The following is a 14,856-nucleotide window of genomic DNA, read 5'->3' as shown; positions in this document are numbered from 1 at the left end:
TGCTTTTATGCAGCCCCTTCCGACAGAGCAACCATCAAGGGCGTGCGTTCCAGCACGGCCAAGGCGGCCCTATCCGTTGATCTTCACGATGGGAGCGTAGTCCTTGAGCAGCTTCTTCGTCTGGCCGGACTTCGCGAACTTCACGTAGAGCGTGTCGCCGTCAACCTTCGTCACCTTGCCGCGGCCGAACGTCTTGTGGTCCACGGCGTCGCCCGTGGCGAACGTCATCTTCGCAGCTTCCTTCTTGCCCGCACTGGGGCGCGCGTAAGCCTCAGGCCGGCGATCGGAGCGACCGGACGGGCCCGATGCGCTCGAGCGCCCGAACACGCGGCCCTCCCCCGCCTCGGTGCCGGAACCCGCGATGCCGCGACGGCTGCCGCGCTTCTCCCAGCCCGTGCCGGAGAAGCCCGCCGAGCCCACGCCGGACGATTGGCGCAGCTCGCTGGGTATTTCCTGGATGAAGCGCGACACCGGGTTCGCCGACGTCTGGCCGAATATCTGGCGCTGCGAGGCGCAGGTGAGGAACAGGCGCTTGCGGGCGCGCGTGATGGCCACGTAGGCCAATCTTCGCTCCTCCTCGATGCCAGCCGCGTCGCCCACCGAGTTCATGTGCGGGAACAGCGTCTCCTCCATGCCGGCCACGAACACGCAGTCGAACTCGAGGCCCTTGGAGGAGTGCACGGTCATGAGCGTGACCGCATGCCCGTCCTCGGCCACGGTGTCCAGGTCGGTGCGCAGGCGCACCCATTCGATGAAGTCGGCCAGCGAGTCGCCGCGCAGGACGCGCACGGGCGAACCTGCATTGGCGTCGGTCGATGCCGCTTGAGATCCTTCGACTCCGGCGGCTTCGCCGCCTCCGCTCAGGATGACAGAGGGCTCCCCGGCCGCAGGCGCTTCGTACAGCGCGTCCTCGTCGTCGTGGGTGTCCACGAACTCGTCCACCACGCCCAGGAACTCCTGGATGTTCTCGATGCGACCGCGCGCCTCGTCGGTGTTCTCAGCCTGCAGGGCCCCGATGAGGCCGCTCTTGTCGATGACGGCCTCGATGACCTTGCGCAGGTCGCCGCCGTACGTGCGCGCCTCGTTCACCAGGCCCACGAACTCCGCCACGGACTGGCGCGTGGACGCGCGCAGCTCCGGGTCGACGATGGCCAGCTCGGCACCCTCCATGAACGTCATGCCCATCTCGCGCGCGAACTGCTCGATGCGCTCGATGGTGGTTTTGCCGATGCCGCGCCGCGGCACGTTGATCACGCGCTTCGCCGCGATGTCGTCGGCCGGGTTCACGATGAGCGTGAGGTAGGCCATGACGTCGCGGATCTCGGCGCGGTCGAAGAAGCGCGTGCCGCCCACGATGCGGTACGGCACGCCGGCGCGCAGCAGCATGTCTTCCAGCATGCGGCTCTGCGCGTTCGTGCGGTAGAACACGGCCATCTGGTTGTACGACAGGCCGGCCGCGCGCTGCTTCTCTATCTCGCCGGCTATCCAGCGGCCCTCGTCGCGCTCGTCGGAGGCCATGTAGACCTGGATCTTCTCGCCGTCCTCGGCGGCCGTGAACAGCTTCTTCTGCTTGCGATGCTGGTTGTTGGCGATGACGGCGTTCGCGGCGGCCAGCACGTTGCCCACGCTGCGGTAGTTCTGCTCGAGCTTCACCACATGGGCGCTCGGGTAATCCTGCTCGAATTCCAGGATGTTGCGCAAGTCGGCTCCGCGCCACGAGTAGATGGACTGGTCGTCGTCGCCCACCACCATGATGTTCTGGTGGCCTTCCGCCAAAAGCTTCGTGATGGAGTACTGGGCGTGGTTCGTGTCCTGGTACTCGTCCACCATGATGTAGCGGAAGCGCTGCTGGTAGGCCGCGCGCACGTCCTCGTGGTTCTTGAGCAGCAGGTAGGCGTACAGCAAGAGGTCGTCGAAGTCGAACGCGTTCGCGGCCTTGAGGCGCTCCTGCAGGCGCGAGTACACGCGCGAGGCCACCTTCCCCACCGGGTCGCTGGCCTGCTTCTCGAAGTCGCCGGGGACGACGAGCTCGTTTTTCGCCGTGGAGATGCGGTTCATGAGCGCGTTCACGGGGAAGCGCTTCGGGTCGATGTCCAGCTCGGCCATGATCTCCTTGTACAGGCGCTTCTGGTCGTCGGTGTCGTAGATGGTGAAGCTCTTCGTGAAGCCCAGGCGCTCGGCGTCGGCGCGCAGCATGCGCACGCACATGCTGTGGAACGTGGACACCCACATGCCGCGGCAGCGCGGGCCCACCAGTCCGTTCAGGCGCTCGCGCATCTCGGCCGCGGCCTTGTTCGTGAACGTGATGGCCAGGATCTCCCACGGGGCCACATCGTGGTTCTCGATGAGGTTCGCGATGCGGTACGTGAGCACGCGCGTCTTGCCCGAACCGGCGCCGGCCAGCACGAGCAGCGGCCCGTCGATGGTGATGACCGCCTCGCGCTGCGGCCCGTTCAGAGTTTCGATGTCGATTGGCATGGGAAGTCCTTTTGAGAGCAGGTTGATGCACAAGCACGCTGGTTGGCGTAGTGAGTCAGCGAGGGCCGTTCTGGTGTCTCAGATTCGTGGGATCGTGCAAGCGCCGCGTACTTGAGTACGCAAGCTTGCACGATCCCACGAAGATGGGGCGCCGGAACGGCCCGCAGCGTCGAGTCGTTCCGGCGGTCGTAGACCGCCGGAACACCTTACACGATCTTCTTGCCGAACACGGCGGCGATCTCGCGCAGCTTGGCCACGAGCACCTCGAACTGGGCGGGCGTCAGCTGCTGCGGACCGTCGGACAGGGCCACGGGCGGGTTGGGGTGCACCTCGATCATGATGGAGTCGGCCCCGGCCGCCACGGCGGCGTAGGCGAGCGACGGCACCAGGTCGCGCTGGCCGGCGGGGTGCGACACGTCGATGCACACCGGGCACAGCGACTGCTTGTGGATCACCGGGATGGCGGCGATGTCCAGCGTGAAGCGCGTGGCCGTCTCGAACGTGCGGATGCCGCGCTCGCACAGCACCACGTTGTCGTTGCCTTCCGCCGTGAGGTAGTCGGTGGCGGCAAGCCATTCGGCGATGGTGCCCGCGAAGCCGCGCTTGTACAGCACCATCTTGTGCGACTCAGCGGTGACCTGGCCGATCTTCTTCAGCAGGCTGAAGTTCTGGAAGTTGCGCGCGCCTACCTGCAGGCCGTCCACGTAGGAGTGGACCAGCTCGCAGTGAGCCGAGTCCATGACTTCGGTGAGCGTCTTCAGGCCGTGCTTGTCGCCAGCGTCCTTCATGATCTGGAGGGCTTCCTCGCCCAGGCCTTGGAACGAGTGCGGGTTCGTGCGGGGCTTGAACGCGCCGCCGCGGATCCACGTGAGGCCGAGGCCCGCGACGCATTCGGCCACTTCGTCGAACTGTTCGACCGACTCGACGGAGCACGGGCCGGCGAAGATGGTGATCTCGTCGGTGCGGGTTCCGAGGTCGGGGATGGGGGCAATCTTCACTTCGCTCATACGGACGGGGTCTCCTTCATGATCTTGAGAATGGTGGCGTAGATCTCGCGCAGGTTCTCGTTGTACAGGGGACCCTCGTTGTAGCTGCTCACCTTGGCGAAGATCTCCTCTTCGCGCTTGGCGTCGTACAGGCCCAGATGGGCTCCGGGCTTGAGACCGCGAATGACCAGCGAGTGACCGGCGCGCTTGTTGAGCAGCGCGACGATCTGCTTGTCGATATCGTCGATCTTGGCACGATGTTCTTGAATCTCCGCCAGGGAGCTGTTCTCGTCAGACATCGGCTTTCCTCTCATGACTCATATGCGATAACGAGCTTGGCCAAAACGCCGAACGGCAACCGGCCCTCGTGTGCAGACCATGATAGCAAAAGCGACGCGCCTGATTGGCGCGCCGCTCAAATTCATACGGAAGTTGGAGGGGATCGAGACGCACCGCTCCAAGTCGCCCCGCCCTTCCTTCGGCGAGAGGCTCGCTGCGCGATGAGCGCCTGGGGCGGAATCGCCGCCGTAACCGCGCGGGCCTACGGCAGCATGCCCATCGACTCGAACACGAAGTAGCCCAGCACCAGCACGCCCACGACGATGCGGTACCAGCCGAACACCGTGAAGTCGTTCTTCTTGATGTAGCCCATGAGGAACTTGATGGCTATGACCGACATGACGAAGGCGGTGACGATGCCCACCACCAGCACCACGATCTCCGTGGAGGTCATGGCGATGCCCGCGGCCACGAACTTGATGGCCTTCACCACGCCCCAACCGAACATGACGGGGATGGCCAGGAAGAACGTGAACTCGGCCGCCGCCGTGCGCGAGCAGCCGCACAGCATGCCGCCGATGATGGTGGCGCCGGAGCGGCTCGTGCCCGGAACGATGGCGAGCACCTGGAAGAAGCCGATCTTGAGGGCCGTTTTCCAGTCGACGTCGTCCACGTCGGTGATCTTGAACACCTGCGCCTCGGCCTGCTCGGCGATGCTGCTCGCCGCCACGCGCGCATGGCGGCCGCGCGGTGCCTCGAGGGACGCCTCGGCCTCGCGCAGGCGACGGCGGTTGCGACGCTCCAGCACGATGAAGATGATGCCGTACAGGATGAGCATGGCCGCAACGGTGACCTTGTTGTAGAAATGCTCGTTCACCCAATCGTCCAGCGCGAAGCCGAAGATGGCGGCGGGAATGCATCCGATGACCACCATGCCCCACAAGCGCCACGTGCTCTTCTTCTCCACGCTGGTTTTGCGCGGCGAGAAGGGGTTGAGCTTGTGGAAGTACAGGATGAGCACCGCCATGATGGCGCCCAGCTGGATGACCACCAAAAACAGCGCCAGGAACTCGTCGGACACCTGCAGTTTCACGAACTCGTCCACGAGGATCATGTGGCCGGTGGACGAGATGGGCAGCCATTCGGTGATACCCTCCACAATGCCGAGGAGGAACGACTTCAGTGCTTCGATAATCATGCGCGCGTACTTCCTAGTTGTTCGTCGGGATTACTGTTTGTGCTGGTAATGGTCCTGCAGCATGGCGATGGCCAGCAGGGCGACCGAAAGGCACAGCCCCATGAGCACGTAGGCGGGAACCTCCTGCCCGAGCGCGATCGTCGCGAACGCGACCACGGCGATGATGAGCGCCGCCAGCTTGCACAGATACGAGATGCGCCGGTTGAACGAGGCGTGCAGATCGCGCCTGCGCTGCTCGTCGAGCTCGTCTTGGGTCAAGGGCTTTCGCACGCGACGGGCGCGCGCGTTAGCGGCGTCGTCCGCCGGCAGCGCAACCCCCGTCGACGACCCCGCCCCCTCGACGCCCATTGGCGCCGGCTCGAGCCCGTCCGTATTCTCGCTCTCGTTATCCATGCAGGTGATTGTACACGACGGAACGCGGCAGGTCGAAGAAAACATAGGGGGGACACGAACGGGAAGGGGGCGAGGGAAAGCGCACGCCGAGAGCACAGGGGGCTCGGCCGCTATCGCCCGCCCTCCCCTCGGCATGCCCGCCCCTGGCGGCCCTGCACGCGCGAGCAAACTTCTTGTACAATGGGGACACGATCGAAGGAGGACCCATGGCCGACAGAGACGAACGACGAGCCCAGGCAGCGAAGCATCTCGCCCTCATGAAGGGGGCGTTGGCGAGCGAGACGGCCGCGACCGTCGCCGCCGCGGTGATCTACGAGGACGGCGAGGGACGGGAGCTGCCCCTTCCGGAGGCGGCTTTCGAATCGACCGAGACCTCCGTCACCACCGCGTTCGCGCCTGCCGCCCTTCGGGACGCCGTCGGCAAGACGGCCGTGGTGGATCCGACGGCGTTCACGCGCCCCGGCGGGAACTACGAGGACGGCGCGTTCGGCCCGGAGCAAATCTTGTGCTCGGAGAGCAACCTCTACCCTATCCTTTGCGGACTCAAAGACATCTACCACGACGGCAATCGCGGCTACCAGCGCGGACAGCTGTTCACGGACCGCGCCCTCTACCTGTCCGACGTGGTGTTCTCGCACGACGGCACCATCCGCAAGGCCGACGTCATCGCCATCCCCGAGCCGAATCGCGCCCGCGCGCTCGAGAACCATCGCTCGGAGCGGGAGTGCGACCGGTGCCTTGCCGAGCGCATCGAAGCCATCCTGCGCATAGCCGCCGCCAACGGATGCGAGACGCTGATATGCGGCGCCTTCGGCTGCGGGCGCGAAGGCTTCGACCCGCAACAGGCGATCGGCCTGTTCAAGGATTGGATCGAGGCACACCCAGGGGCCATTGGTCGCATCGTGTTCGCCGTGCCCCGCGCGCATGCGAGCGCATTCGACGAGGCGTTCGGCAAGCCTGTGGTCGAAGAGGTCGCGTCGGCTATCGTGGACGAGGAGAGCTTCGACGTGCGGGACGTCGAGCTTCCCGAAGGCGTGACGCTGCGCTAGGGGCCGAGCGCGGGCGCGAACGCCCACGGGGGGGGGTGGGCGGCATGCGTCAACCGACGAAACGTCGCGCGTTCCGCACCGCCCGAGCCAAACGGCTAGTCTACGCGAGGCCAGGCTCGCCTTCGCCGTTGGCGACGACCGCTTGCGTGCGGCCCTCCGGCAGCTTGCGCGCGACGTGCCGGAACACCGCCCAGAACACGACGCCCTTCGCGATGGAGGTGAGGGTGAGCGCCCACCAAACGCCGTCGAGACCGAGCGGCGTGGAGCTCAGCAGCAGCGCCAGAGGAATGCGGGAACCGGTGAGCGCGACGCTGATGATGCTGCAGAGCCTCGTTTTCCCCAGGCCCGACAGCGCGCCCACGGTCATGAGCTCGATGCACATGAACGCTTCCCCGATGCCGATGACGAACAGGTACGACGACGAGATGCCCACCACGTCGGGCTCGTGGAAGAACACCCAGGAGATGGGTCCGGGCAGGAAGACGAACAGCGCCGACACCGCGAGCGCCCACGCGCCCACCGCGGCGAACGCCAGGCGGTAGCCGCGCCTGATGCGCTCCGGGCGGCGCGCGCCGAAGTTCTGCGCCGCGAACGCGTTGAGCGCCGAGCCGGCGGCTTCGGCCGTGCACCAGGTGAGCGACTCGATCTGCCCGCCGACGCGCTGGACGGCCACCGCACCGCTGCCCCAAGCCGCCACCATGCGCGTGAGCACCATGGAGATGACCGCGTACAGCGCGCTCTGGATGGCGGCGGGCAGGCCGATCCTCACGATGCGCGACAGGTGGACGGCCTTGGTGGGCTGCAGCGGGCGCACGCGGCGCAGCACGTTGGCCGCTCCCCTATCGCGCACGATGCCGACGATCATGAGTCCGGCGACAACCAGCTGCGCGAATACGGTGGCGACGGCCGCGCCCAGCACCCCGAGTTGCGGCACGGGGCCGAATCCCAGGATGAGCAGCGGGTCGAGCGCCATGTTCACAACGAGCCCGGCCGCGTTGGCCTTGAAGGGCGTCTTCGAATCGCCCTGCGCCGTGAGCAGGCCGGTGAGCGTTTGCGAGAGGTAGATGAACAGGACGAACCCGCCGCAGAGGCGCAGGTACAGCGCCGCCTCCTGGGCGACGCGCGGATCGTCCGGAACGAGGATGCCCACGAGGCCGTCGGCAAAGGCCAGGGTCACGGCCGAGAACGCGAGCGCAAGGCCCACGGCGAGCTGCAGCGCGCCGCGCGCGTACTGCACGGCCTCGTCCGGCCGGCGGTTCCCGAGCGCCTGCGCCATGTTCACCTGCCCGCCCATGCGCGCCATGACCACGATGGCCGAGGCGAGCCACGTGTACATGCCCGCCACGCCCACGGCGGCCACCGCGTTCGAACCGAGCAGCCCGATCCACGCCATGTCCGTGATGTTGTAGGCCGTTGCGAGGAAGGCGGACGCCATGATGGGCAGCGCCAGCCGCGCAAGCGCCGAGCCGATAGGCTCGTTCACCAGGTCGATTTGTCGTTGCTTGGGTTGGGGCACGTTGTTCGCTTCGCTTGGTTGGGGGTTTACACGCAAAGAGCGCGCCGGGCAAGCCGACGCGCAGGGGCCATTATACGCGACAAAATCGGATGTGAAAGCGATGAGGGGCGATTTGCGAGAGCCCTCTGGCAAGTAACGCGGTCCGGGATCTCCCGGATATGACAGCTTAGTTTTCCATATACGCACGTTCCAAAAGGGGCTTTACCTCCTCCAGCTCCTTCAGGGACCTCAGACCCACTTCCACGTCCCCCGTGCCCCAATGACCTTTGTTGGAGCAATCTCTCACAAGCTCGGTTTCTTCAACCGTCGAAGCGTCGAGCGATAGATGCAGGATGACTCTTTTTTGATTCACTTCCACGCACACGATGTTTCGAGCTTTTTTGATCGCGAGATAGAACTTCAATTCGTTCTCGGAAACATCGCTTCCGAACGAGGCCATATATTGCCTCACCTCGTCAACCACCCCTTTGAGCTCGACGGGAGCACCGTCGTACTGTTCGGCGAACGTTTTGTCGCCCGCTCTCTTTGACGCTTGTTTTTTCGACGACACTTCTACGGCTGCCACCGTAGAAGGAGCATTCAAAAACTCGAAGAGGATCATATCGTCGTTTTTGGCGTACCTGATCAAACGGATGTTTCGATTCATCTGCTTGATTGCATGAAGGTCGTACTTGCCGAACGCGCTTGCGACGCAATACACCGCCGGAGACGACCAATCGATGGAATCGGCTGCGGCTTTGCCGAACTCGTCAAAAACAAGCCGCCAATAATCGGCCCGATGATCCAACAACCAATCCAAGTAGAACAGACCTTGGTTGATGACGTTTTCATTGGCATCGCGCTTGTATTCGAAAACTATGGGGCAGTTGTTCTCGTCGATTCCCAAACTGTCTATCCGACCGATCTGGTTCTCGTAATCGCCCGTGTGGTTAATCACGTACTCGCTCTTCAGAAACCTCACGCCGAAAAAGGCTTCCATGTTTCTCTCGATAAGGGCCTGGACCTCTTTTTCCAACTTCACAGGTTTCAGCTCCACAGAAAGAACCTGGGGCTTCAAACTGAAAAGCTTTATGTCGCTCATGTGCACCTCTCTACAAAGCTCGCCACCGACAAGGCGAGATTCGGCAATATATTAGTATTGTACTCGCATTGTGGCTCAAGAAGAAGGCGGACGCGAACGAAGGGCGTCCTCGCCCCCTCGTGCAAAACACGTGCAGGACGGTTCTCGAACGCCGGGCCGGTTTTGTTTTCGTGTAAGATGGCACCGAACAAAAGATCGCTGGGCGCTTCCGACTTCCCGCCCGCACTCGAAGGAGCAAACATGGCTGCAGCACCATCCGACCAGAAGGTTATCGTCGTCGATTTCGGAGCCCAGTACGGGCAGCTGATCGCCCGCCGCGTGCGCGACCTGCACGTGTACTCGGAGATCGTCCCGTGCGACGTGAGCGCAGCGGAGGTGCGGGAGCTCGCGCCGGAGGCCATCATCCTGTCAGGAGGCCCGGCCAGCGTGTACGCCGAAGACGCACCGTCCATCGACCCCGGCATCTTCGAGCTGGGCATTCCGGTGCTGGGCTTCTGCTACGGCCAGCAGATCATGGCCGTGACGTTGGGCGGCTCCGTGGGCCACACGGAGAAGGGCGAATACGGCGCCGCTTCGTTGACAAGGTGCGACGAGGGCGCATCTCTGCTGTACGGTGAGACACCCGTCGAGCAGACGGTGTGGATGAGCCATCGCGACGCCGTGGCGCAAGCGCCGGAGGGCTTCACGGTGACGGCCTCGACCGACACGTGCCCGGTAGCCTCGATGGAATGCGCCGAGCGGCGGCTGTACGCGACGCAGTTCCATCCCGAGGTGCGCCACACGCCTCATGGCGACGAGCTGCTGAGGAACTTCCTGTTCGACATCTGCGGCCTCAAGCCGTCTTGGACGATGGACTCCATCATCGAGGACTCGGTGGCGGCCATCCGCGAGCAGGTGGGCACGAACCGCGTGATCTTGGGCCTGTCGGGCGGCGTTGACTCATCCGTGGTTGCGGCACTGTGCGCACGCGCTATCGGCAAGCAGCTCACCTGCGTGTTCGTCAACCACGGCCTGCTGCGCAAGAACGAGCCCGAGGAAGTGGAAGAGGTGTTCACGAAGCAGTTCGACGTGGACTTCGTGCACGTGCACGCCGAGGACCGTTACGCCGCGCTATTGGCCGACGTCGTCGAGCCCGAGCAGAAGCGCCGCATCATCGGCTCGCAGTTCTGGAAGGAGTTCTTCTCCGTCGCGCAGGATCTGGACGGCGTGAAGTTCCTGGCCCAGGGCACCATCTACCCCGATATCATCGAGAGCGGCGCCCGCAAGACCGGCGGCAAGGCCTCCACCATCAAGAGTCACCACAACTTGATCCCGTTTCCCGACGGCGTGTCGTTCGATTTGATCGAGCCGTTGGACCACTTCTTCAAGGACGAGGTGCGCGCGCTGGGCACGGCTTTGGGCCTGCCCGACCATATCGTGCATCGCCAGCCTTTCCCGGGACCGGGACTCGCCATCCGCATCATCGGCACGGTGACGCGCGAGAAGCTGGAGATCCTGAAGAACGCCGACGCCATCGTCCGCGAGGAGCTGGACGCCTACAACGCCCGCATCTTCGAGGAAACCGGCGACCGCAACAGCGAGCGCAGCGTATGGCAATACTTCGCCGTGCTCCCCGACATCAAGAGCGTGGGCGTGATGGGCGACGAAAGGACGTACGCGTACCCCATCATCCTCCGAGCCGTGGAGTCAAGCGACGCCATGACAGCGGACTGGGCCAAGCTGCCTTACGAGGTGCTAGCAAGGGTGTCCGGCCGCATCGTGGCCGAAGTCCAGGGAGTCAACCGGGTGGCCTACGACATCACGAGCAAACCTCCGGCGACGATTGAGTGGGAGTGAATTAGTGACATTTTTTGAAACCGCCTGCGACTATTCCCTGCTGCAGGTTGATGCATGAAGTTGCAGATTAACGCATCACGTATCAAGCCTCCTTGAAAAGCGAACGATGAGCTTGAATCGCCCCGGATCTCATAAAAATTCGAGGCGATTTTTATGCGTTTGTTTGCAGCTTGATTCGCATTTATCCAAAAAGTGACACACACCGATCCCCCCCCCCCCATGCTCTGTCCTGCAACAACCTACAGCGCCAGGAGAACCCGCTAAGGTACCTTCAACCACTCCCGTCAACAATTATCGCGCATAATTGCCAGGTCTGAGTCAATCCCGAATCACTCCTGGTTCTTAAACCAAAAATACGAATAATCCCAATTCAGCATTTGGGAGCAACGAAATGATCGAAATGCTGTTTTAGCCCTGGCTCCGATGCTTCAGAGCGCGAAAAAACGGTGGTTACTGATATTTCAACTCCCACCCTGCTCTATGAATACCTACATTAATTCCGTCGTAAGAAGCGGATGATTTAGCATTAGCCATAATTGTTCTCGGTATGTAAAATGAGTGGTTGGTCTCTGGTAAACGACTGGTGTTGGCGTGTTGACTGTTGCTTTTTGTTAAGTGAATGGTTGGCTTTCTTGTCAGGAGGCTATTTCTTTTGTAAAGTAAGTGGTTGAGAAGATGGATGATTCAACCCTTGTCTAATAGAGGAAACGAATATGGCCAATAACCCCAAAGGCTTCGACTACGTCAACGAAATCTGGAACATAGCCGACTACGTCCGCGACGTCATACGCCCGGCTGACTACAACAAGCTCATACTGCCCTTCGCGGTGCTCCGCCGCTTCGAATGCGCGCTCGAACCCACCCGCGAGGCCGTCTCCAACATGGCGAAGCGCGGCGTCTGGGACGACGACGACCCGAAGTACTGCGCGCTCTCGAAGCACTGCTTCTACAACCTCACCGATTTTAGGCTCAACAACCTCGGCGCGAGCAACACGCTGGAGGCGTTGATGGGCTACGTCAACGGCTTCAGCACCAACGCCCGCGAGGTCCTGCAGAAGTTCAAGATGGAGGGCACCTGCAAGGATCTCTTCGACAAGGGAATGCTCTACGAGGTCTGCACTCGTTTCGCATCCTTCGACCTCAGTCCGGAAGCGGTGAACGATCGCGAGATGTCCGACATCTACGAGCACCTGATCCAGAGGTACGGCGAGGAGATCAGCCAGGACGCCGAGGACTTCATGACGCCGAAGGACGTCGTCCGTTTGGCCACCACGCTCCTGTTCGCGGGCGAGGACGAGTTCCTGAAGTCCGACGACGGTGAGATCCGCAAGCTCTACGATGGGACGTGCGGAACGTGCGGCTTCCTCGCCGACGCTCTCGACCAGCTCGACGAGTGGCACGACAAGGGCCAGTTCTCCAGCCCCGCGAAGATCATCCCCTACGGCCAGGAGTCGGAGGACGCGACCTGGGCCATGGGCAAGTCCGCCATGATGCTCCGCAACATCGCGAGCGGCTCGGGCGACGCGTTCGACCAGATGAGCGACCTGTCTCGCTACATCAGGCAGGGCGATACCCTGGACAACGACCAGTTCCCACACGAGAAGTTCAACTACCAGCTCACCAACCCTCCCTACGGCAAGAAATGGGAGAAGGAGAAAGCAGGCGTACTCGACGAGGCCGCTCTCGGCGAGGGAGGCCGATTCTTCGCCGGAGTGCCATTCGTTTCGGACGGGGCGATGCTGTTCATGCAGAACGTCGTCTCAAAGATGGCCCCGGTCGAGGAAGGAGGCGGCAAGGCCGCCATCGTGCTCTCCGGCTCCCCGTTGTTCAACGGACAGGCAGGCTCCGGTCCCTCCAGCATCCGCCGCTGGTTCTTCGAGCGGGACGTCGTCGAGTGTATCGTGAAGCTGCCGACCAATATCTTCTTCCGCACCGGCATCGCCACCTACATCTGGATCTTCAACAACCACAAGGACGAGTGCCGCAGACACAAGATCCAGCTCATCGACGCGTCCGAATGTAAGAGCCCGCTGCGCAAGTCTCTCGGAAACAAACGCTTCGAGGTCTCTGAGGAGGGCATCGACTGGATCACCAAGGTCTACGTCGACGGCCACGACCACGGCAAGTCGGTCATCGTAGACGACAAAGAGTTCATGTACCGCGCAGTGGCAACCAAGCGCCCGATGCGCGTGGAGATCATACCCAACCCCGAAAAGACGGATGCGCTGTTCAGCTTCTCGAAGCCCATGGCGGCGCTCGACGACGACTCCCGCGAGCTTCTACGAGAATGGGTCCAGGCCAAAGCAGACTCAGGAAGCGGACTCACCTACGCCGAGGCGGAGGCGGACTGCACCAAACTCACAAGAAAACTTGACACGGTGAATCACAGAGGCAAGCCCGGCAAGCAGAAGATTCTCGACGCCCTCGTCACCGTGTTCGGCGTGAAGGGCGAAGACAAGCCCCTCGCCGTCACGACGAAGGGCGAAACAATATACGACCCCGACTTGGCCGACATCGAAAACGTGCCCTGGGGCATGGATGTGGACGAGTACATGTCCAAGGAGGTACTTCCCTTCGTCCCGGATGCCGAGGTAGACGAGTCGGTGGTGGATTCCAAGGGCAATCTGGCAGACGGCGAAATAGGGCAGGTCGGCACGTCCATCTCGTTCAACCGCTACTTCTACGAGTATGAACAACCCCGCGACCCCAACGAGATCGCCGAGGAGATTCTCGAGCTCGAAACAAGCCTTGGCGATGAATTGAAGGAGCTACTGCAACCATGAGTGGCATCAAAATGAGCACGACGGCCATGAAATCTAGTGGGGTCGAGTGGATCGGCGACATACCCGAGGGCTGGGGAATCACCAAGGTCAAGTTTCACGCGCGAATTGTTGCTGGCGCTACTCCAAAGAGCAACGAACCTATGTTCTGGAACGGGGATATTCCTTTCGTTTCGGCTGCGGACTATTTGACCGAAGATCACTACATCTCTGATTGGTCCAAGACAATCACGACCGAGGGCATGAACTCTTGCGCCACCTCCTTGCTCCCCGAGGACTCTGTCGTGGTTTCAAACAGAGCGCCGATAGGCTTAGTGGCGATTGTAGATAGGCCCATCTGCACGAATCAAGGGTGTAAGGGACTCGTATTTACCAATAGCCGCATCAATAACGAATTTGTCTATAGGGCACTCTCGGTATGCGACGACAGACTAAACGCATTAGGCAACGGCACAACTTATCAGGAGCTCTCCAGGCAATCCCTCGCCGATTTCTGCCTGCCTCTACCGCCCCTCTTCGAACAGCAGCAGATCGTCCAATACCTAGATGACAAGTGCGCCGCCATCGATGCGGACATCGAGAAGCGCCGCGCCATCGTGGAGAAGCTCTGCGAATATCGAATAGCCAGTATCTCCCGTACGGTTTCAGGCAATGCCTGCGGGCTGGATAATTCACATTGGACATGGAAGCGGTTCAAGTTCATCGCGCACGTCGACGCGAACCTTGTCCATCCGGATCGATACCAGGATTGGCTTCACATATGTCCCGAAGTGATAGGCAAGGGCAACGGCAGGCTGCTTGACAAACGTACCGTCGCGGAGGGCAACGTCATTAGCGATAACCATTTATTCAACAAGGACGCGATCCTTTACTCTAAGGTCCGGCCTGCCTTGAACAAAGTGACTATCGCCCCCGATAGAGGGCTATGCAGCGCGGACATGTATCCCATCTCAACCTCTCAAGTGGCGGATTGGCTTTTCTACTACATGCTCTCCGACCAGTTCGTGGCTCAAACACGCTTGATGTCGGAGAATAGAATCAAGATGCCGAAAATCAACAAACAGGAACTGGGAGACGTCAGGATTCTTGTCCCTCCGTTAGAGGATCAAGTGACGATAGCGTCAAATCTTAACTATCAGTGCGCCGCCATAGACAAGTGCATTGAGCGGCAACAGCAGCTTATCGATAAGCTAGAAGAATATCGCGCGTGCCTGATTCACCTTGCGGTGACGGGCAAGATCGACTGCAAGGAGGCCTAGA

At 61.9% G+C, this 14,856-nt stretch carries 11 protein-coding genes; 4 read left to right on the top strand and 7 right to left on the bottom strand.

Translation table 11 applies throughout. The annotated features are described in order from the left end of the window. Nucleotides 1-69: 69 nt before the first annotated feature. The 5 genes from HCH03_RS10510 to HCH03_RS10490 form a co-directional block, all read right to left on the bottom strand. On the bottom strand, nt 70-2,478 hold the full coding sequence (locus tag HCH03_RS10510; RefSeq protein ID WP_221689469.1) for an ATP-dependent helicase: 2,409 nt from the start codon (nt 2,476-2,478) through the stop codon (nt 70-72). Nucleotides 2,479-2,684: 206 nt separating this feature from the next. Continuing rightward, nucleotides 2,685-3,485, bottom strand: coding sequence for a 3-deoxy-7-phosphoheptulonate synthase (gene aroF, locus HCH03_RS10505; protein WP_080142273.1), 801 nt, complete (start codon nt 3,483-3,485; stop codon nt 2,685-2,687). Beyond that, nucleotides 3,482-3,763, bottom strand: coding sequence for a chorismate mutase (locus HCH03_RS10500; RefSeq protein ID WP_080142271.1), 282 nt, complete (start codon nt 3,761-3,763; stop codon nt 3,482-3,484). Before HCH03_RS10500 ends, aroF begins: the two co-directional genes overlap by 4 nt. Nucleotides 3,764-4,005: 242 nt before the next feature. Further along, on the bottom strand, nt 4,006-4,941 hold the full coding sequence (locus tag HCH03_RS10495; protein ID WP_221689468.1) for an undecaprenyl-diphosphate phosphatase: 936 nt from the start codon (nt 4,939-4,941) through the stop codon (nt 4,006-4,008). 30 nt (nt 4,942-4,971) lie between these two features. Further along, nucleotides 4,972-5,334, bottom strand: a complete 363-nt coding sequence (locus tag HCH03_RS10490; RefSeq protein ID WP_147581286.1) for a SoxR reducing system RseC family protein — start codon at nt 5,332-5,334, stop codon at nt 4,972-4,974. A gap of 206 nt (nt 5,335-5,540) precedes the next feature. On the opposite strand from HCH03_RS10490, the gene HCH03_RS10485 reads away from it, so the two are divergent. Next, the gene (locus HCH03_RS10485; protein WP_221689467.1) at nt 5,541-6,383 is read left to right on the top strand and encodes a TIGR02452 family protein; all 843 of its coding nucleotides are present in this window, start codon (nt 5,541-5,543) and stop codon (nt 6,381-6,383) included. Between the two features lie 100 nt (nt 6,384-6,483). Here HCH03_RS10485 and HCH03_RS10480 read toward each other — a convergent pair whose 3' ends face one another. After that, on the bottom strand, nt 6,484-7,899 hold the full coding sequence (locus HCH03_RS10480; RefSeq protein ID WP_221689466.1) for an MATE family efflux transporter: 1,416 nt from the start codon (nt 7,897-7,899) through the stop codon (nt 6,484-6,486). 166 nt (nt 7,900-8,065) lie between these two features. After that, on the bottom strand, nt 8,066-8,980 hold the full coding sequence (locus HCH03_RS10475) for a DUF5655 domain-containing protein (RefSeq protein WP_221689465.1): 915 nt from the start codon (nt 8,978-8,980) through the stop codon (nt 8,066-8,068). A gap of 240 nt (nt 8,981-9,220) precedes the next feature. On the opposite strand from HCH03_RS10475, the gene guaA reads away from it, so the two are divergent. From guaA to HCH03_RS10460, 3 genes are all read left to right on the top strand, one after another. Further along, entirely contained in the window at nt 9,221-10,816 is a 1,596-nt protein-coding gene (gene guaA / locus HCH03_RS10470) for a glutamine-hydrolyzing GMP synthase (RefSeq protein WP_221689464.1), read from the top strand. 713 nt (nt 10,817-11,529) lie between these two features. Beyond that, the gene (locus tag HCH03_RS10465) at nt 11,530-13,599 is read left to right on the top strand and encodes a type I restriction-modification system subunit M (protein WP_221689463.1); all 2,070 of its coding nucleotides are present in this window, start codon (nt 11,530-11,532) and stop codon (nt 13,597-13,599) included. Continuing rightward, nucleotides 13,596-14,855 (top strand): restriction endonuclease subunit S, encoded by a 1,260-nt coding sequence (locus tag HCH03_RS10460; RefSeq protein ID WP_221689462.1) that lies wholly within the window; start codon nt 13,596-13,598, stop codon nt 14,853-14,855. Before HCH03_RS10465 ends, HCH03_RS10460 begins: the two co-directional genes overlap by 4 nt. Nucleotide 14,856: the final 1 nt, after the last annotated feature.

Source organism: Gordonibacter massiliensis (ex Traore et al. 2017) (assembly GCF_019731765.1).
GTDB lineage: Bacteria > Actinomycetota > Coriobacteriia > Coriobacteriales > Eggerthellaceae > Gordonibacter > Gordonibacter massiliensis.
Note: the sequence above shows the minus strand (reverse complement) of the source record. Positions and strands in the feature narration are given on the sequence as shown.